The following is a 19,026-nucleotide window of genomic DNA, read 5'->3' on the forward strand; positions in this document are numbered from 1 at the left end:
AAAGATTTTAACATAAACAAAAAAGAGAATCATCCCTTTTGGAAATGATTCTCTTTCACTTAAGCGTGAATTAGCGACGCTTTTCTGCAATTCTAGCAGACTTGCCGTGACGATCACGTAAGTAATAAAGTTTAGCACGACGTACACGACCGTGACGCAATACTTCAACTTTAGCAACACGGGGATCGTTTACAGGAAAAGTACGTTCTACGCCGACACCAGATGCCATTTTACGCACTGTGTAACTGGCACCAATGCCAGTGCCCTTACGCTTGATAACTACGCCTTCAAACATCTGAATACGTTCATGTGAACCTTCGACAACACGCACATGAACACGAACTGTGTCCCCTGCACGGAAGTCAGGTATATCATCACGTAATTGTTCTTTAGTTAATTCTTGAATTAATGGATCCATTTTTATTTTCTCCTTCTGCGGCATTCATTAGCGTTTTCTACGTCAGCGGAATACCCCTAACTATTAGTGCAAAATAAATTTACACCTCAATCATACTAGCAAAAATACCAGGTAAAATCAAGTTTGATCTTCTTCACGTTTTATTTCCGCCAGCATTTTTTCTTCTTCTGCACTTAAAGCATGTTGCTCAAGTAAATCTGGTCTGCGTAAATAAGTTGCACGCAATGCTTCTTTATGACGCCACTGCGCAATTTTTTGGTGATTGCCTGAGGTTAAAACCGCAGGAACTTTCATTCCTTGAAAATTCTCCGGTCTAGTGTATTGGGGATATTCCAGTAACCCATGAGCAAAGCTTTCTTCCACTGGTGAAGCATCATTACCTAAAATTCCGGGAATTAACCTGACTGTAGCGTCTATCATACTCATTGTTGGCAGTTCACCACCTGTCAAAACATAATCACCGATTGAAACAATTTCATCAGCCAAATCATAAACGCGTTGATCAAAACCCTCATAATGACCGCAAATAAATGTCAGGTTTTCTGCTTGAGACCAATCCTGCGCCATTTTTTGATTAAAAGTTTTACCCTGCGGCGCGGTAATGATTACTTTACCTTTATTCTTAATTGAGTCGAGTGCTTTTTTGATCGGCATAATTTGCAAAACCATGCCAGCGCCCCCACCATAAGGACTGTCATCAACGTGATGGTGAATATCAGAGGTAAAATCACGAAAATTGACTAAATTGAGCTGCCATTTGCCATCATCTAGCCCACGCCCAAGCATCGAAGTCGTGAGCGGGGTAAACATGTCAGGAAAAAGCGTCAATACATTAATCTTCATTGCGTAATCCTTCCAAAAGTTCTACATAAATCTTTTTATGTGCAATATCTATTTTCTTAACTACTTCATCAATATAGGGAATTAAATATTCATTACCATTTTGTTCGGTAACTTCCCAAACATCGTTTGCACCGGGGGTCTCAATACCAGTTATTTTGCCCAAATCATTGCCTGACTGATTATCTATGATTGCACAACCCAAAATATCGCGGTAATAATATGCTCCATCAGGCAGATCATGTTGATTTTGCTTGCTGACAACTAGCGTTTTTCCTAGCAATTTTTCAGCACTATCAATATCAGTTATTTCATTAAATTGCACTAGCCAAAATTGCTTAAAAGGTCTACCGCTTTTAACCGTTAACTTTTTTTGCGGATTATCCTTTAAAGCTAGTTCTTGGTTTGAGGCAAAGCGTTCTTCAGGAAAATCAGTAATCAGAGCAACTTTTACCTCTCCTTTTAGTCCATGGGTAGACAATATACGCGCAACATCATAAAATTGCATAGTTTCTCCTACTCAAAGAAAAAAGCTTGAAGCAGTTGACTTCAAACTTTTAATAAACGATTCACTATTTCACTATTTATTGAACTTTGAATCATGCAGCTTCTTCATTAAGCCTGCACCTGAAAGTAGTGAACGTACAGTATCTGAAGGTTGTGCACCCTTCTTTAGCCATTCAAAAATTTTATCTTCGTCTAATTTCAATTCCTTAGGAACAGAAACTGGATTATAGTAGCCAACTTCTTCAATAAAACGACCATCACGTGGCATTCTGGAATCAGCGACAACAATTCTGTAAAATGGTTTTCTCTTGGCACCCATACGGCGCATACGAATTTTTACTGACATAAAATTATTTCCTCCTAAAAGTTACGTTAAATAATATAGCACGTAATTTAAAAGGTGTAAAGTGTTTTTACTTAACAGGCAAAAATTAAGAATGATATCTTTTCACTTTCATGCGCTTTTTCTTGTTCTTCTTGAATTTTTTCCCCATGTGACGCATAGCCATCCGCCCCATTGGTGAATTCATTCCGGGCAGGTTATCCATTCCCTTAAAATTACCCTTGGTAATTTTACTCATCATATCCCGGGCTTGTTTAAATTGCTTAATCATTCTATTGACTTCAACAATTGGCCGACCGGAACCAGCTGCAATTCTCCTTCTGCGACTTGGATTGAGCAATTCGGGATTTTCTCGTTCTTCTTTAGTCATAGATGAGATGATCGCTTTAATATAGACAATTTGTTTTTTATCAAAATTAACATTTTTAAGCTGTGGATTGTTAGCCATTCCTGGAATCATCTTCATCAATTGATCAAGAGGACCCATTTTTTCAACTTGTTCAATCTGATCGACAAAATCGTTGAAATCGAAGGTATTTTCCTTCATCTTTTCAGCAACTTCTTCAGCCTTTTTGGCATCATAATCCTGCTGGGCTTTTTCAATTAAAGTCAGCATGTCGCCCATGCCTAAGATTCTTGATGCCATCCGGTCAGGATAAAACGGCTCTAAGTCAGTTAATCTTTCACCCTGTCCAGTATAAATGATCGGTTTGCCAGTAACCGCTCTGATTGACAGTGCGGCACCACCACGGGTATCGCCGTCAAGTTTGGTTAAAATCACTCCCGTAATATCTAAGCGACTGTCAAAGCCTTTGGCCACATCAGTTGCTGCTTGACCTGTCATTGCATCCACTACCAGCAAGATGTTGTCTGGCTGAGCAACGTTTTTGACTCGTTCAAGTTCTGCCATTAATGGTTCATCAATTTCCAAACGACCAGCCGTATCAATGATGACATAATCATTTTTATTTTTATCAGCTTGGTTTAACCCATTTTGGACAATTTGAGCGACGTCTTTTTCATTTCTTTCACTATAAACAGGAACGTTTAATTGATCACCAATTTGCTCAAGCTGGTCAATGGCGGCTGGACGATAAATATCACCAGCAATTAATAAAGGTCGCGCTTTTTCTTTTTGCATTAATCTGCTAGCCAACTTGCCCACTGTGGTAGTTTTACCGGTACCTTGCAATCCTACCATCATAATAATAGTAGGAATGTGCTTAGATTTATTTAGTGAAACCGCGCTTTCACCCATCATTTTGGTTAATTCGTCATTAACGATTTTAATAACCTGCTGACCGGGATTAAGGCTTTCCTGAACCTCTTTTCCTAAAGCTTCTTGTTTAATCTTTTTGATAAAATCTTTAACAACCTTAAAGTTAACGTCGGCTTCAAGTAAGGCTAGTCTGATTTCTCGACTGGCGCTATTGATATCTTCTTCAGATATTTTCCCTTTACCGGTTAAATTTTTTAAAGCCTTTTGAATTCTCTCACTTAAATTTTCAAATGCCATAGAATTATTCTCCCCTCAGTTGGTTTATTAAATCGGTAGTTATTTGCAAAGCTAGGTCTGACTTCCCTTTCTGAAGTGCAGTCGTAACTTTAAGCAATTTGTCTTCTATCATGTTGTAATCTCTTTGCATGTGCAATTTATCTTCGTATTTTTTAAGCAGGCGCCGGCAACGACGCAAATTGTCGTATACGGCTTGACGCGAAACTTGATGGTTAAGAGCTATTTCTCCTAAAGATAGGTCATTATAATAATAATCTTCAAAATAATCTTGTTGACTCTTGGTTAAAAGACTACCATAGTATGCGTATAGATCGCCTAGCATTTCATTTTTTTCAAGTTCGTCCATTACTCTCACCTTGAACCAGTATAGCAAAAATGTCAGAAGTTGACGATCTTGAAAGCCAAAATTTAAGTAAATGAAAAATATAAATTCTTGCTTTCTGAAATGTAAATCTGTATCATTATTTTTAATTTGGTTTTGGGGATACCTATGTCAATTTTGAATAAATTATCCCTTAAAATTCTAAAAACGGTACATATTATTATATAATTTCGTACCGTTTTTTATTTGGAATCTCTGCCAAAATATCTGAATGAGGTAAGTTAGTAAGAACTGTTTAACCCGTTCGCATTTAAATATTAGCAAGTGCTTTTAAAAACGCAGTGTATTTTCAAACAAATTATAAACTAAAGTTAAGGGGTAGTTTAATGTGAATTTATGGCAATTAATGAATCGCAAAGAAGATCCAGGCATTTATCAAGAAAAAGACGGTCACTTAGTTAGAACGCTCAAGGTGCGTGACTTCCTGGCACTTGGTGTGGGCACAATTGTTTCTACTTCAATTTTTACTTTGCCAGGAGAGGTTGCGGCTTTACACACCGGTCCAGCCGTCGCCATATCATGTGTGATAGCATCTGTTGTCGCTGGTCTGGTAGCGTTTGCTTATGCAGAAATGGCTGCTGCTATGCCTTTTGCAGGCTCTGTTTACTCATGGATTAATGTCATTTTCGGTGAATTTTGGGGCTGGTTTTCAGGCTGGGCTTTACTAGCAGAGTATTTGATAGGAATGGCTTTTATCAGCTCCGGTTTGTCAGCCAATTTGCGTGCACTAATTGCTCCACTCGGCTGGAAACTACCTGCTAGCTTAGCTAATCCATTAGGTGTCGATGGCGGTTTATTAGATTTAGTCGCTCTATTAGCTATTTTATTAGCAGCCTTTTTAGTTAGCTTTGGCGTTTCTAAAGCCTCTAGAGTTGAAAATATCCTAGTAGTTGTCAAGGTTCTAGCTATTTTACTTTTTGTCGTTGTTGGCTTAACAGTTATCAAAAAAGCTAATTTTATTCCTTTCATACCTCATTATCGTACTACAAGTCACGGCCCTTTTGGAGGTTGGCAAGGAATCTATGCCGGAGTTTCAATGATTTATATCTCCTTTTTAGGCTTTGATACAATCGCTTCAAACTCGGCTGAAGCTGTTAATCCCCAAAAGACTATGCCGCGTGGAATTATCGGCTCATTATTAATTGCAGTGGTGCTTTTTGTTGCCGTGAGCCTGGTTTTAGTGGGTATGGTTCCTTACCAGCAATATTTAAATTCTGCTGAACCAGTCGGATATGCCTTGAGAAAGACCGGTTTTACTCACATAGCCACCATAGTACAATCGGTTGCTATTTTAGGAATGTTTACGGCTTTGATAGGCTTATGTATGGCAAGTTCTCGCTTGGTATATTCATTTGGCCGTGATGGTATGATTCCTAATAAACTGGGTAAATTAAATAATAATCACCGTCCCGCAAACTCATTATGGACTGTGGCAATAATTGCGATTATTATTTCAGCTTTTATTCCCTTTTCATTTTTAACACAATTAGTTTCTGCCGGTACTTTGATAGCTTTCATGTTTGTTTCAATCGGTATTTACCGTTTGAGACCACGTGAAGGAAGAGATATTGCCGATCCGGCTTTTAAAATGCCCTGGTACCCAGTTCTGCCTTTCTTAGCTTTCCTCGGCTCTTTTGCTGTTTTTTGGGGATTAGATCTGCAAGCAAAGAAATACATGCTAATCTGGTCACTAATAGGGATTGTCATTTATTTTGTTTATGGTATTCGTCATTCAGCCATGAACAAAAACTCAAAGAATTAAAATTATTTAACTTATAGCTAACAAAAAAGTCTGGAAAGTTTTTTCCAGACTTTTTAAATGTCCAAATAGCAGTTACAGTTTTTCATCCATATTAAAAGTTAATTTTGACATGTTGATTGAGTCTATCATCATTTGTGCCCAAAATTTTTCAGACCGTTTTCTGGTATAAGCAACTGTCTCTTGGTTTGCTTTGGTTAAATATGTAGTCAATTCACTACCATTTTTAGTTCCTGCTGCTTTAATAACATCATAAACCCGGCGACGATAATATTGGTTCAATTCATTTAAATAATCTGTATCCAATTGCACAAATTGCGGATAGTGGGTTTCTACCAAGGCTGCAAGTGATTTATAGTACCACCAAGCATCAGTGAGATTATATTCCATTGAAGTATTATTGTATGAAGGATCCGTGTCCTTCATATTAGCAAAAAATGGTACAAACGGGGTGAAAGTTGGACCACCAATGCACAACCACATAATTGCAGCTTTATCATGATCAACATCATTTCTAATTTGCAAGATATGAGAATTTTGGGTTCTGTTTAATCCAATTGGCCGAAAACGGTGTTTTTGCTCCTCTGTTCCTTTACCAAATGGATCATAAGGTGTGTTTTGGTAATGACTGCCGAGGACAAATTCAATATCCTCTCTGGTTATTTTCTTCGCCGCACGCCGAATAAATGGTAAATCACCGTCAGTGGGTTCTTGTTCAATTTCAGGGTTAAAATATTTTTGGCCGTACCATACGCGGTTAGTATTATAAAATCGATCTTGCTGACTATAGGTACCAAAAATATGACGGAAATTCCAACCTTGATGATCAACGTTTAAATGATGTTGCGCCACAAACTCTTGAATGCCTTCGCTCCACATAAAGTTGTCCGAATCATCAAAATCCACTTGTTCAATTGAAACCCGATTGGCTGCTATCGCATAGGCATCATCTGGAATACGCTGAGCAACCCAATGATGGCCCGTAACTATTTCCATGTACCATATTTCATCTTTATCACTAAAGAGAACTGAATTACCTGCTGGCGAACCGAATTTGGCAATCAGTTTTCCTAAATATTCAACTCCGTTTCTAGCAGAATCAATATATGGCAGCACAACAGATTGCATACAATCTTCGTCAAGCCCGTCCTTTACCAGGGGATCGAAAGCCAGTGCACGTTCATTGCCATATGTCGATTCAGTACAAGACATAGCAACATTTTTTTGATTAATGCCGCTCTCATCGTAATAGCCGCGATTTTTATAGTCAACGTTAGGTACAGCAGGGACTGCCTGGGCGTTTTCTGGTAGGTCTAATTTGAAATTATTCAACCAAGACTTAATTTTTCGCCCAGATTCATTTTTAGCTGCAGGTCTGATAATGAACTTTTGCGGCGTAATAGGACGAAAAGTATCGTCATTCCGAGCAATCATAGTTGAACCATCAACTGACGCATTTTTACCTACTAAAATTGTTGTACACGCACTGTATTCTTTCATTAAGTATCTTCCTTTTGCACAAATTTTATTCTTAAATTAAATCATGAAATAGTCCAACTGCATAATTTGCAGCATCAAAATCTGCCAAATCACTTGCCTTTTCACCTAGACCAACTAATTTTACCGGCAACTTCATTTCATTTCTAATTGCTAAGACTACCCCACCTTTTGAGGAACCATCTAACTTAGTGAGCACCAAACCTGTTAGTTTGGTAGTTTTATCAAAGTCTTTGGCCTGCAATAATGCATTTTGCCCCGTTGAACCATCAAGTACTAAAAGAGTTTCAGTAGGTTCCTCTGGAGCTTGCTTTTTTATTGTTCTCTCAATCTTTTCCAGCTCGTTCATTAAATTCTTTTTATTTTGCAATCTACCAGCTGTATCAACAAGTAAAAAATCATAATTTTCTTGCAGAGCCTTTGTCGTGGCGTCATAAACAACAGAAGCCGGATCGGCTTGTTCCTTGCCAGTTACAACAGAAACACCAACTCTTTCTCCCCATTCAGACAGTTGTTCAACTGCACCAGCTCTAAATGTATCAGCTGCAGCTAAAAGAACAGACTTACCTTGGTCCTTAAAGCGTTTTGCCAATTTGCCAATTGTAGTGGTTTTACCGGCGCCATTGACTCCGACAAAGAGATAGATATTTGGTTTACCGTCATTATGAACAGTTAGCTTTTCATTTTCTGAATTACCACTTTCATCATAAAGGTCAACTAATTTTTCTACTATCACCCTTTTTAGGTCATCTCGTGATTTGGCTTTTTGCAATTTAGCCTCATCACGCAGTTCGTCTGTCAGTTCTTCGGCTGTTTCATAGCCAACATCAGACTCAATTAGTAGCTCCTCCAAATCGTCAAAGAAATCTTCGTCAACTGTTCTAAACTGTGCGAAAAAGCGATTTAATCTAGCACCAAAACCTTGATTCGTTTTCTCCAAGCCTTTTTCATATAACTCAGTTTCATTCTGATCTTCGCTAGCTGTTTCGTCCTCAGCTTCTTCATTTGGAGTCTGCTCCAGCGATGAAGTAGTAGAATCTTCATTTTGCTTTTCAGATTCATCTGTCTCAGCAGAATCTTTTTCTACTGCAGCTGACTCGTTACTACCGTCTTTAGTAATTTTTGTTTTTTCATCTTCTATTTGTTCAGCGGAAACGTCTTGATCCTCTTTAGGACTTTCGTTTTTAGGTTGAGCACTATTTTCGTTATTTTTGGTTTCGTCATTTTCACCAAACAATGATTTTTTTATTTTATCAAATAAACCCAATTTTATTTCACCTCATTTTTTAATTCTTTTAAAGAAACGGATAATACTTGTGAAACTCCTGATTCTTGCATTACAACCCCATAAAGCTGATCTGCTCTTTCCATTGTGCCCCTTCTATGTGTGATTACAATAAACTGAGTATGCATGTCATATTCTTCTAAAAAATTGGCAAAGCGAGTGACATTAGAGTCATCCAACGCAGCCTCGACTTCATCCAACACGCAAAATGGTACTGGCTTAACTTTTAGCATGGCAAATAGAAGTGTGATTGCGGTCAATGCCCGTTCCCCACCAGAAAGTAAACTGAGTCTTTGCAGTTTCTTTCCTGGTGGTTGAGCTATAATTTCGATACCGGTAGCTAATAAATGATCTGGGTCAGTTAAGACTAGCTTGGCACTACCGCCCCCAAAAACAACTGGGAATAGTTCACTGAAGCTTTTAGCTACAGCAGTGAAAGTTGTTTTAAACCGATTACAAACTTCTTGATCAAGTTCTGACATTGATTCTTCTAAATTATCTCGCCCTTTTAGCAAGTCATTTTGTTGAGCATTAAGAAAATCATACCGTTTCTTAACATTATCATACTCTTCAATTGCTTTTAGATTAACTGGCCCGATATCAGCAATAGACATACGATGCAATTTCACATCTTTTTGCAGTTGGGCACGATTTGCTTCGGTATTTTCCTTTTCTGCTTGATTCAAAGCTGCTTCATATGTTAACGAGTAATCAGAACTCAGGGTATCTAAACGCTGGTCTATCTGGCTATTTAATTGCGCTATTTTGACAGAATATTCTTTTTGCTCGGCAGCCGCATCTTTACGCAGATCATAATTTCGGCTTGCCACCTGATCAAGCTGGTTAATTTGTGCATCATACTGGCCCAGTTTAGAACTTAGACTATTAAGCTGCTTTTGTAATTTCTGCTTCTTAACGGCGCCATCATTTTTTTCCTGCTCAAAAGCTGTCTTTTTTTTATGATCAAGAAGATTATTCTGCTTAAGTTCATTTAATTTTTGCTCTAAAGTGGCAATTTGTTTTTGCTGCTGGTTTGCATCCCGCCTTTTTTCAGATATTTGTTTTGTAATATTTTCCAACTTGTTGGCATAAACAGCAATCTGCGGATCAAGCTCGTTCAACTTGGACTGAATAGCATGATTTAGTTCAGTAAAGTTTTTAATCCGCAGTTGCAGATCACTAATTTTTTGCTTTTGCTGAGAGATTTCTGTTTGAAATCTCTTCTTTTCTTTTTCCGCTTGCATAATCTTTTGCTTAGTGGAATCAATTTCCTGATTGCGTTCTTCTTTTTGCTGTTCAAATAAACTATTAGCAGCCTTTAACCTGTTAACTTCTTTTTCCTGATTTTGATACGAAAGTGCTGTCTCACCTAAATTCTGTTTCAGATTTTGGAGCTTTGCTTGTGCATCTTTTACTTTTTTTAGCAAAACATTATTTTTCTTATTGACAACAGCTAAATCTGCTTCGCTATTTTTTATTTTCAGCTGTAATTTGCCAATTTTTTTCTTTAGTTCACCAAGTTCTGCTGTAGTTTGAAGCGGAGAATTACTTTTTTGATTACGCACTCCTCCTGTCATTGAACCACCAGGTGAAATAACATCGCCATCAAGCGTAACAATACGATAGCGAGAAACGCGTTGCCTAATTTTCAGCGCATTGTTAATGGTATCAACTATTATGGTATTACCAAGCAAATAGTTAATTGCAGGCGTAATATTTTGACCAGGCAAACTTTTTACTATTTCACTTGCAATACCCTGAAAGCCAGAGAAAGAAGAAATCGTATTAATCGTCGAGGAAGGGATTGAATACTCCCGCAAGCTATCAAGGGGTAAAAAAGTAGCTCGTCCAGCACGATTTTCTTTTAACTGGTTAATGGCATCCCGAGCATCCAGTTTTGTTGCAGTTACTAAATTTTGAACTCCATTACCCAGAGCCGTAGCCATGGCAACTTCATATTTTGCAGGAAAAGTAATTAATTCACCCACAGCCCCTATAACACCATGGTAATCTGCTAAATTATTTAGCACATTTTTAACACCATAAAAATACCCTTCGTGACGTTTACGGATATTTTCCAGTGCATCATGGCGTGCCCTTAATTGACTGAATTGTTGGCTTTCTGTAGAAAGAGAATTTTGCAAAGTCAATAAATTATTTTGCGTTAGTTCTTGCTCTTCAGATAGCTCCTTTACCTGTTGTTTCTTATTTTGATAATCTTGTTTAAGCCTTTTGCCTTCGACCTGAAGTCTATTAAGTTCAGCTTTTTCTGTTTTTAGTTCGTCAGAAACATTTTCTGTTTGCAGTTGGGTATTATCACTAAGCTTTTTTAGTTCAGAATTAAGATAAACAATTTCATTATTATTAGAAGTTTGATCTTGTAACAACTGAATATAATTTGATCGCAGCTGCTCTAAATTTTGGTTCAGTTGTTCCGGGTTTTCTTTAAGCTGTGCCGTTAACCCTATTCTCTTATTATTCAGTTCCTCTTGTTCTTTTTTTAGATAGCTTTCTTCTTCAAGCAGATTAGTTGTTTCCTTTCTGGTACTCACTATCTGCTCTTTTAAGTCGCTTAATTTGGACTGATATTCTTTTTTAGTAGCTTCATTATACTGTTTGCTCTGCTCCGAAACTTGCAAATGTGTATTTATTTCGGAAAGTTTTTTTGTCAACGAAAATAAATCATTTTGGACTTGATCTTTTTGAGCATTTAAAGTTTGAAATTCTTTTCTTTTGTCAGTTACCGCTCTCTGAGATGCTTTAACTTCTTGGTCCAACTTTGCTAACAGATTTTGATTTTGGTCAGCTTTTTCTTGCACCGCCTGTTTTTGTTTATCTAAGTCTTGAATTTCAAAAGCTAATAAAGTTTTTAGTTCATGATCCAGACCTTTTTTCTGAAATTGATATTCCTTTGCGAGAGAACTTTGTTCATGAAGTGGCTCAATTCTCTGCTCCAGTTCTTTGACTAAATCATTGATGCGCACTAAGTTATCGGTGGTCTGTTGTAATTGAACTTTTGCTTCTTCTTTTTGCTTTTTAAAATGTAACACTCCAGCTGCTTCCTCAAATAGTGAGCGCCGCTCTTCAGGACGAGAATTTAATACTTGATCAACCCGTCCCTGTGAAATGATGGCTAAGCTTTCTTGTGAAATGCCAGAATCCAGAAATAAGGCTCGGACATCACGTTGTCTAACACTTTTTTGATTTATTAAGTATTCGTTGTCTCCCGACCGTAAAATTCGCCGAGTTACAATTACCTGGTCATCTTTAAAATTTAGTTCACCTTTTTTATTGTCAAAAATAAGGGAAACTTCAGCGTGATTAGCTGGCTTACGAAATTCACTGCCCGCAAATATCACGTCTTTCATGTTTGAGCCCCGCAAAGACTTGGCGCTTGCCTCTCCCATGACCCATCTTATTGCTTCGGTAATATTGCTTTTACCACTACCATTAGGACCAACTATGCCAGTAATACCAGTATCGAATTCTATTTTTGTTTTTTCGGCAAAAGATTTAAAGCCGTCAATTATTAGTTCAGTTAGTGGCACACACTCATCTCCCTAATTAAGCTTGTTTAAAGCAGTTTTCGCAGCCTCTTGTTCTGCAGCTTTTTTATTATGACCTTGCCCTTGAGACAATACTTTGCCATTGACAACTAACTGTACAGTAAAACTAGACGGCAGCTGTTCTTCTTTCAAAACTTCGTATTCAATCTTTACTGGTCCATTTTGCTGCAATAATTCTTGTAAATCAGTCTTATAATCACGTGAAGCATCAAATTTCCCAGCATCAATTAACGGATACACTGTTAAACTCAAAAAATGTTCGACTGCTTCCATGCCCTGATCAAGAAAAAGCGCTCCGTTAAATGCTTCAAAAACATCCTCTAGCAGTGTCTTACGAGAACGCGCACCAGCTTTTTCCTCACCATGACCTAGATTAATTTCAGCCGGAAAGCCAAATTTCTGAGCAAATTCCGCAAAGCCTTCAGTATCAACAATATTAGAACGCATCCTGGTTAATTCACCCTCATTAAGACTCGAAAAATTACGATAAAGGTAATCAGATATTGCTAATTCTAAAACTGCATCCCCCAAAAATTCCAACTTTTCATAATCACGAATGCCGTCTCCAGGATGCTCATTGGCATATGAAGAGTGGGTAAAGGCTTCTTCTAATAACTTCTGATCGTTAAATTTAATTTTATATTTCTTATCTAATCGATTAATAAACTTGGTACTAACCATTCTATCATCTCCTTAATAACCTAAATTATACCAGTTTTTAAGTATAAAAAAGAAAACTATTGTTTCAAAAAAACAATAGCCTTCTAATTTTTATTCTATATTAATTTTTATTTTGTATAAGCAACCTTGTACCAAAGTGGATGCCCATTATTTTGCTTGGATGGTTTTTGTGAATAACCGGTAAGTTTGCTATTAACGGCATCAATTTGATATGCATTGTAAAGTGGAACAACATAAGCCTGATCAAACATGTATTTTTGCCATTCATGGAATTTTTCTACACGATACTTATGGTTAAACGCCTTTTGAGAATCCATCTCTTTGATTAGTTTCGTATTTTCTGGAGTGACAAAACGTGAATAGTTGGACATTGTCCCTTCACTGTACATTTGTTCTTGAGAAGGTTCAGACGAAAGACCCCATGCAGCCATAAACATGTCAACGTCAGGTGAATCATGTTGAACTTTATCATAAAATGAATTAAATTCTGTCAAGCGGCCACCAACTAATTTAACATTTAAACCAATCTTATTCCATTGTTGAATGAAGTTTTGCATGATTGGTTGTTGAACGGAATTGCCAGACATAGCCATGAAGTGAATAGTTAATGGCTTGCCATTAGGTTGTACACGCCATTTACCTTTTTTCTTGTAGCCAGCTTTGTCTAAGATTTGATTGGCCTTCTTAATGTTATAAGTATAGCCTTTTACGCTTTTATCAAAATAATCACCAAATTGTGCTGGAATCAAAGTTGGAACTTGGAAGCTTAAGCCGTCAGTATAATGTTTATAAACAGCATCAGTATTCATTGCATAAGCTATAGCTTGGCGTAATGCTTTGTTATTCATTTTGGCATTCGGATTCATCACATTCTTTGATTTTTTACTATCCCATTTACCAACCTTAAAAGCTAAATAACTGTAATATAGAGGAATTTTAGCTACAAACGTGACATCCTTAGTATCCTTAACTTGTTTCCACTGACTGTTAGTAACCCTGATAATATCAAATTTATGATTTTTAATTGCTTGTGAAGCAGAGTTTGGAGAAACAACTTGGTAAACAATTTTGTCTAGTTTTGGCTGACCACGCCAATAATACTTATTTGGTATCCAAGTAACAGATTGACCACGTACAATTTTATCAAGCTTGTAAGGACCAAAGAACAAAGGATTCTTTCTCAACTTATCTGAAGATTCTAGTTTATCAAACGGAACATCTTTTAAATAGTGATATGGTGCGGCTGCTTCCCAAATATAGCCGTTACCACTATAATACATACCAGGCTTTAATTCTTTGCAGTGCAGCACTACAACTCGTCCATCTGGACCGTCAGGCATTTCTATTCCTGAAATTGTTTTGGCCTTACCTTCATGATATTCCTTCAAGCCATTGATAATATTGAGTTGATTGGCATATCTTTGCGATTTAGTTGCTTTGTTTGCAATAATCTCATATGCGAATTCTATATCCTTGGCAGTAACCTGTTTGCCGTCAGACCATTTAACACCCTTTTTAACTGTAATAGTTGCAGTTTTTGCTTTACGATCAAGTTTAAGAGTAGCTGGACCCTTATCGTTTATCTTGTATTCATCATCTGTTTCAAATAATGATTCTTGACCAGGACTTGCGACATCAGCACTCGGCTGATCCATTTGCAGTTCTTCGTTAAAGACGCCGGTGAATGGTGTATCAGTTATTTCAGCTACTTTAATTGTTCCACCCTTCTTGGCAGTCTTAACTGGGGTTTCAACTGGGAATTTGCTAGCAGTCTTAGCTCCCTCATTGCTGGCGGTCTTATTGCTCTTGCCACAAGCTACCAAAGTTAACGCAGCTGCGGTTACAACTCCGACTGAGCCTATAATTTTTCTTGTTCTCATCATACATGTCTCCTTTATATGCAAAGTTAATAGTATTTTGGAAACAAGCTAACAGATAAATGTTAACATTAATCATTAAAAAAGCAAGGCAAATCTAGAAATTTATACTGTCTATAAATAGTAAAGTAATTAAAAAAACATATTATTCAAATAATAAAAATTCTTTCAAATGTTTTGAGTAATAAATATCATAAAGAATTAAATTTATATTTTAAAAGATATAAATGATTCATCTATATCAGTATGACACTACAAGTATTAAGGAAAAATTTTAAAAAGTAAAAATAAAAAATATCAAACTATTTTGCTAGTTTGATATTTTCATTTAAATTTTGTTATTTAACATAACCAACTTGGTACCATAACTGGTGACCATTGTTATTTTGTGATGGTTTCAATGAGTATCCAGTAATCTTATCATTTACAGCATCGATACCATAAGCATTTGATGTTGGAACTACATAAGCTTGATCAAACATGTATTTTTGCCATTCGTGGAACTTTTGAACACGGTATTTATGATCAAAAGCCTTTTGAGAATCAATTTCATCAAGTAATTTACTGTTTTCTGGAGTGACAAAGCGTGAGTAATTGGATGGTGTTGCTTCTTTGTAAAGGTCAGCTGGAGATGGTTCACTTGAAAGGTTCCAACCTGCTGTAAACATATCAACAGAAGGATCATCGTGTTGCACTTTATCATAGAATGAATTGAATTCTGTCAGACGGCCACCAACCAAAGAAACATTTAAACCAATTTTATGCCATTGTTGTAAATAATTCTGTGCAATAGGCTCAGCCGTAGCATTTCCAGACATTGCCATATAATGAATCTTCAATGGCTTACCATTTGGTTGAGTACGCCATTTACCCTTCTTCTTATAGCCGGCTTTATCCAAAATCTCGTTCGCCTTTTTCAGATTGTAGGTATAACCCTTAAGATCCTTATTATAATAATCACCAAATTGCGCTGGAATCAGGGTAGGTACTTGGAAAGAAAGTCCTTTAGTATAGTGCTTATCAACTTCTGCAATATTCATCGCATATGCAATAGCTTGCCGCAATGGCTTATGATTCATCTTGGCATTTGGATCCATAACGTTTTTGCCCTTTTTGGCATCCCATTTACCAACTTTAAATGCTAAATAACTATATGACAAAGGAATATTGGCAATAAAATTAACATTCTTAGTCTTTTTAACTTGATCCCATTGTGAATTTATAACTCCAATGATATCAAATTTGTGACTCTTAATGGCCTGACTGGCTGAATTAGGATTAATAACCTGGTAAATGACCTTATCTAGTTTTGGCTTACCACGCCAGTAATATTTATTTGGTGTCCACGTTACTGATTGACCACGAACAAGTTTGCTAACCTTAAATGGGCCAAAGTACAAAGGCTTTTTCCTAATCTGATCAGATTCCTTTAGCTTACTAAAAGGAACATTCTTTAAGTAATGATATGGAGCCGCAGATTCCCAGAAATAACCGTTACCACTGTTGCTCATACCTGGTTTTAATTCAGGATAGTGAATTACAATTGTTCTACCATTAGGGCCATCAGGCATTTCAATACCTGAAATTGTTTTAGCCTTGCCATCATGATATGCTTGTAAACCTTTAATAGTGGCTAACTGGCTAGTATATCTTTCTGATTGTGTGGCCTTGTTAGCGAATATTTCATAGGAATATTCCATGTCTTTAGCAGTAACCTGCTTGCCATCTGACCACTTAACACCTTTCTTGATAGTGATTGTGACAGTCTTATTTTTATGATCCAACTTCATGGTAGCTGGACCCTTATCGTTAATCTTGTAGTTGTCATCAGTATCAAAAAGTGATTCTTCACCAGGAGAAGCAACTGAACTGTCAATTGCACTCATAGCTAACTCATCAGAAAAAATTCCTGTGAATGGCGTATCAGTTTCCAAGGCAACTTTAACAGTTCCACCCTGCTTAGCTTCCTTCTTAGGCACTGCTTCTGGGAACTTCTTAGCTGTTTTAGCATTAGAATTGTCATTGGCCGTATTATTAGATTTACCACAAGCTACCAGCGTTAAAGCAGCTGCTGTTACTACCCCCAATGATTTATATAAATTAGATTTTTTCATCTCTACATAACTCCTTTTTATTATCAGGAAAATTTAATTTTCAAAACAAGTTAATAATTAAATATTACCACATAAAATTAAAAAAGCAACGGTTTATTCATTTTTATTTAATAGATATTTATTTCAAAAAGAGCAATTTCTGATATTAATTGTTGCCGTAAATACCTAATACTTACTTTTTTCAGTCTTTATGGGGTAAAAATTAAACAGTTTAATGTTGAAAATTTTGCTATAAAAATTAGTGATAGAGAAATTAGAGAAAAAACTGCTAATAAATAATATAGCAAACTCACGATATTATCTATTAGCAGAGATTTTAAAATATAATTGTTAAAAATTCAGTTTTAATTTTCCCTTTGCCGGGCGTCACCAGCTCTTTGTAAAGCACGACCAACATAATTGATACTTAAGGAAATAGCTAGTAACAATATTGTAGCCGGCAACCATAGCCAAGGCCTGTTGACAACGTTAACCGGATCGTTGGCAAAACCAATTAAAGTACCCAAGGAAGGAACTGTAGGCGGTAAGCCGTAGCCAATAAATGACAAGCTGGTTTCAATACCGATGTTACCGGCAATTGTTAGTACGACATCGATAATCAGCATAGAGCCAATGTTTGGTAGAACTTCTCTAAACATTATTTTCAAGTCTGATGAACCAGAAGTTTTTGATGCCAGAACATAGTCTCTTTCTCTTTGAGAAAGAACAAATGCTCTAAAGTACCTTGCCGTACCTGTCCAGCCAAAAATCGAAATAATCCAAACTAAAGTAACAGGACTGTAATGCGGTACAACAGTTACCAAGACAATTTCTATAGGCGTTGCAGGCAAAACCTGCACAAAGTCCACTATTCTCATAATGACTGCATCAATATAGCCACCATAATATCCTGAAACGAGACCGACAATTAAACCAACAGTCTCACAAACAGCAGTAACCCCTAATCCAATAAGGATAGAATTACGACCACCCATAATTAATAGATTGAGAACATCTCGTCCACCATCATCCGTTCCCAGAATATGACCATCAGTGAACCAGCCTGTATAAGCTTCAATTATGTTTGCCTCAGTGACTTTATCAGAATTCAGAAATAATGAACCGCCAAAAGTTAATAACAAAATTAAGACTATCACTATGAAGGCAGTTAAAGCTTTCTTGTCCTTTACAACTTCTCGTACAACTACTCTAAAACTTGAAGCAGGAGGAGAAACTTGCACTTTCTTGGCTTTATCAGTCGAAGTGGTTTTATTTTTTTTCAACATTTGTCTCCCCTTCTTTATTTTATCCTAATTCTTGGATCTACTATACTCATTATAATATCTGATAATAAATTACCGAGTAGAGTAAGAAAACCAAAGATTAAAATTAATGCAGTTAGCGTAGTATAGTCACGCTGTTGTATTGAGTCTAAGAACAATTTTCCCATACCAGGATAACTGAAGACAGTTTCAATAATCATTGAACCACTTAACAGACCAGTTATAACTGTACCAAATGAAGAAGCTATTGGTAACAATGAATTACGCAAAATGTGTTTATTAAACACAACCTTTTCAGGAACCCCTTTACTGTGAGCCGTTCTAACATAATCTTCAACTTTATTATCAACAATTCCCGTTCTTAAATATTGTACGATTCCAGTAGTTGTTATCAACGCACTCAAGATAGCTGGAAAAATGATATGGTAAAGCTGACTACCCAATGTACCCCAGAAACCAGAAGCATTAGGAGAAACCGAACCTGAAATAGGAAACCAGCCTAGGAGAAAGCCAAACAGCCATATACCTAAAATGTAAAATACAAAAGCAGGAATAGCAAAAGTAACATAATTAAAAATTTGTACAGCTTGGTCTTGCCATTCATCCTGGTGTTTACCAGCAATCACACCAAGAGGTATTGAAATACTGTAACTAATTATTGTTGTTAACAGCGAAAGCCAAAATGTATTTACAGCTCTATCGGCAATTAAAGAGGTCACCGGAACGTGCTGTATATAACTGGTACCTAAATCGCCTTTAAAAATATTACCTACCCAACGAGCATATTGAACAGGGGCCGGATCATATAGTCCGGCAGCTCTTTTCAGAGCTTCTAGTTGCCTAGGGTCAGTATTAGGATTAATTTGTCCCGTGAATGGGTCTCCCGGCATCATTTTTGCCAAGAAAAAGACTAAGATGCTTAAAATGATCAATTGTGGGATCATAATTAAAACACGTCTTAAAACAGTTTTCCACATGA

Annotated in this window: 15 protein-coding genes; 1 reads left to right on the forward strand and 14 read right to left on the reverse strand. The window is 36.8% G+C overall.

Annotation, left to right across the window (positions count from 1 at the left end; genetic code table 11):
* Positions 1-70: 70 nt before the first annotated feature.
* The 6 genes from rplS to ylxM all read right to left on the reverse strand — a co-directional run bounded on the left by rplS (position 71) and on the right by ylxM (position 3,970).
* Positions 71-418, reverse strand: coding sequence for a 50S ribosomal protein L19 (gene rplS, locus F5ESL0260_RS05505; RefSeq protein ID WP_034981588.1), 348 nt, complete (start codon positions 416-418; stop codon positions 71-73).
* Positions 419-535: 117 nt separating this feature from the next.
* Positions 536-1,261 (reverse strand): tRNA (guanosine(37)-N1)-methyltransferase TrmD, encoded by a 726-nt coding sequence (trmD, locus tag F5ESL0260_RS05510; RefSeq protein WP_122026177.1) that lies wholly within the window; start codon positions 1,259-1,261, stop codon positions 536-538.
* Complete coding sequence (rimM, locus tag F5ESL0260_RS05515) at positions 1,251-1,766, reverse strand: ribosome maturation factor RimM (RefSeq protein ID WP_122026178.1); 516 nt, start codon at positions 1,764-1,766, stop codon at positions 1,251-1,253. Before rimM ends, trmD begins: the two co-directional genes overlap by 11 nt.
* 72 nt (positions 1,767-1,838) lie before the next feature.
* Entirely contained in the window at positions 1,839-2,111 is a 273-nt protein-coding gene (gene rpsP, locus F5ESL0260_RS05520; RefSeq protein ID WP_038523039.1) for a 30S ribosomal protein S16, read from the reverse strand.
* 85 nt (positions 2,112-2,196) lie between these two features.
* Positions 2,197-3,624, reverse strand: coding sequence for a signal recognition particle protein (gene ffh / locus F5ESL0260_RS05525; RefSeq protein WP_122026179.1), 1,428 nt, complete (start codon positions 3,622-3,624; stop codon positions 2,197-2,199).
* 4 nt (positions 3,625-3,628) lie between these two features.
* Positions 3,629-3,970 carry a YlxM family DNA-binding protein gene (gene ylxM / locus F5ESL0260_RS05530; protein ID WP_122026180.1) on the reverse strand — a complete coding sequence of 114 codons (342 nt, stop codon included), beginning with the start codon at positions 3,968-3,970 and terminating at the stop codon, positions 3,629-3,631.
* A gap of 364 nt (positions 3,971-4,334) precedes the next feature.
* Here ylxM and F5ESL0260_RS05535 point away from each other — a divergent pair, with 364 nt between their 5' ends.
* The gene (locus F5ESL0260_RS05535; protein ID WP_199700507.1) at positions 4,335-5,768 is read left to right on the forward strand and encodes an APC family permease; all 1,434 of its coding nucleotides are present in this window, start codon (positions 4,335-4,337) and stop codon (positions 5,766-5,768) included.
* Positions 5,769-5,840: 72 nt separating this feature from the next.
* Here the strand turns inward: F5ESL0260_RS05535 and F5ESL0260_RS05540 are convergent, their stop codons facing one another.
* The 8 genes from F5ESL0260_RS05540 to opp4B all read right to left on the reverse strand — a co-directional run bounded on the left by F5ESL0260_RS05540 (position 5,841) and on the right by opp4B (position 19,024).
* Positions 5,841-7,265: a C69 family dipeptidase gene (locus F5ESL0260_RS05540; protein ID WP_122026181.1), complete on the reverse strand. Its 1,425-nt coding sequence runs from the start codon at positions 7,263-7,265 to the stop codon at positions 5,841-5,843.
* Between the two features lie 31 nt (positions 7,266-7,296).
* Positions 7,297-8,529, reverse strand: a complete 1,233-nt coding sequence (gene ftsY / locus F5ESL0260_RS05545) for a signal recognition particle-docking protein FtsY (protein WP_122026182.1) — start codon at positions 8,527-8,529, stop codon at positions 7,297-7,299.
* A 2-nt stretch (positions 8,530-8,531) separates the two neighbouring features.
* Positions 8,532-12,095 (reverse strand): chromosome segregation protein SMC, encoded by a 3,564-nt coding sequence (smc, locus tag F5ESL0260_RS05550; RefSeq protein WP_122026183.1) that lies wholly within the window; start codon positions 12,093-12,095, stop codon positions 8,532-8,534.
* Between the two features lie 12 nt (positions 12,096-12,107).
* Positions 12,108-12,794, reverse strand: a complete 687-nt coding sequence (rnc, locus tag F5ESL0260_RS05555) for a ribonuclease III (protein ID WP_046325042.1) — start codon at positions 12,792-12,794, stop codon at positions 12,108-12,110.
* Between the two features lie 107 nt (positions 12,795-12,901).
* Positions 12,902-14,674 (reverse strand): oligopeptide ABC transporter substrate-binding protein, encoded by a 1,773-nt coding sequence (locus F5ESL0260_RS05560; protein WP_122026184.1) that lies wholly within the window; start codon positions 14,672-14,674, stop codon positions 12,902-12,904.
* Positions 14,675-15,009: 335 nt separating this feature from the next.
* The gene (locus tag F5ESL0260_RS05565) at positions 15,010-16,785 is read right to left on the reverse strand and encodes an oligopeptide ABC transporter substrate-binding protein (RefSeq protein ID WP_122026185.1); all 1,776 of its coding nucleotides are present in this window, start codon (positions 16,783-16,785) and stop codon (positions 15,010-15,012) included.
* Between the two features lie 344 nt (positions 16,786-17,129).
* On the reverse strand, positions 17,130-18,050 hold the full coding sequence (locus F5ESL0260_RS05570) for an ABC transporter permease (protein ID WP_110446219.1): 921 nt from the start codon (positions 18,048-18,050) through the stop codon (positions 17,130-17,132).
* Positions 18,051-18,064: 14 nt separating this feature from the next.
* Positions 18,065-19,024 (reverse strand): oligopeptide ABC transporter permease, encoded by a 960-nt coding sequence (gene opp4B, locus F5ESL0260_RS05575; protein ID WP_110446220.1) that lies wholly within the window; start codon positions 19,022-19,024, stop codon positions 18,065-18,067.
* Positions 19,025-19,026: the final 2 nt, after the last annotated feature.

The organism is Lactobacillus sp. ESL0260 (assembly GCF_003692935.1).
Lineage (GTDB): Bacteria > Bacillota > Bacilli > Lactobacillales > Lactobacillaceae > Lactobacillus > Lactobacillus melliventris.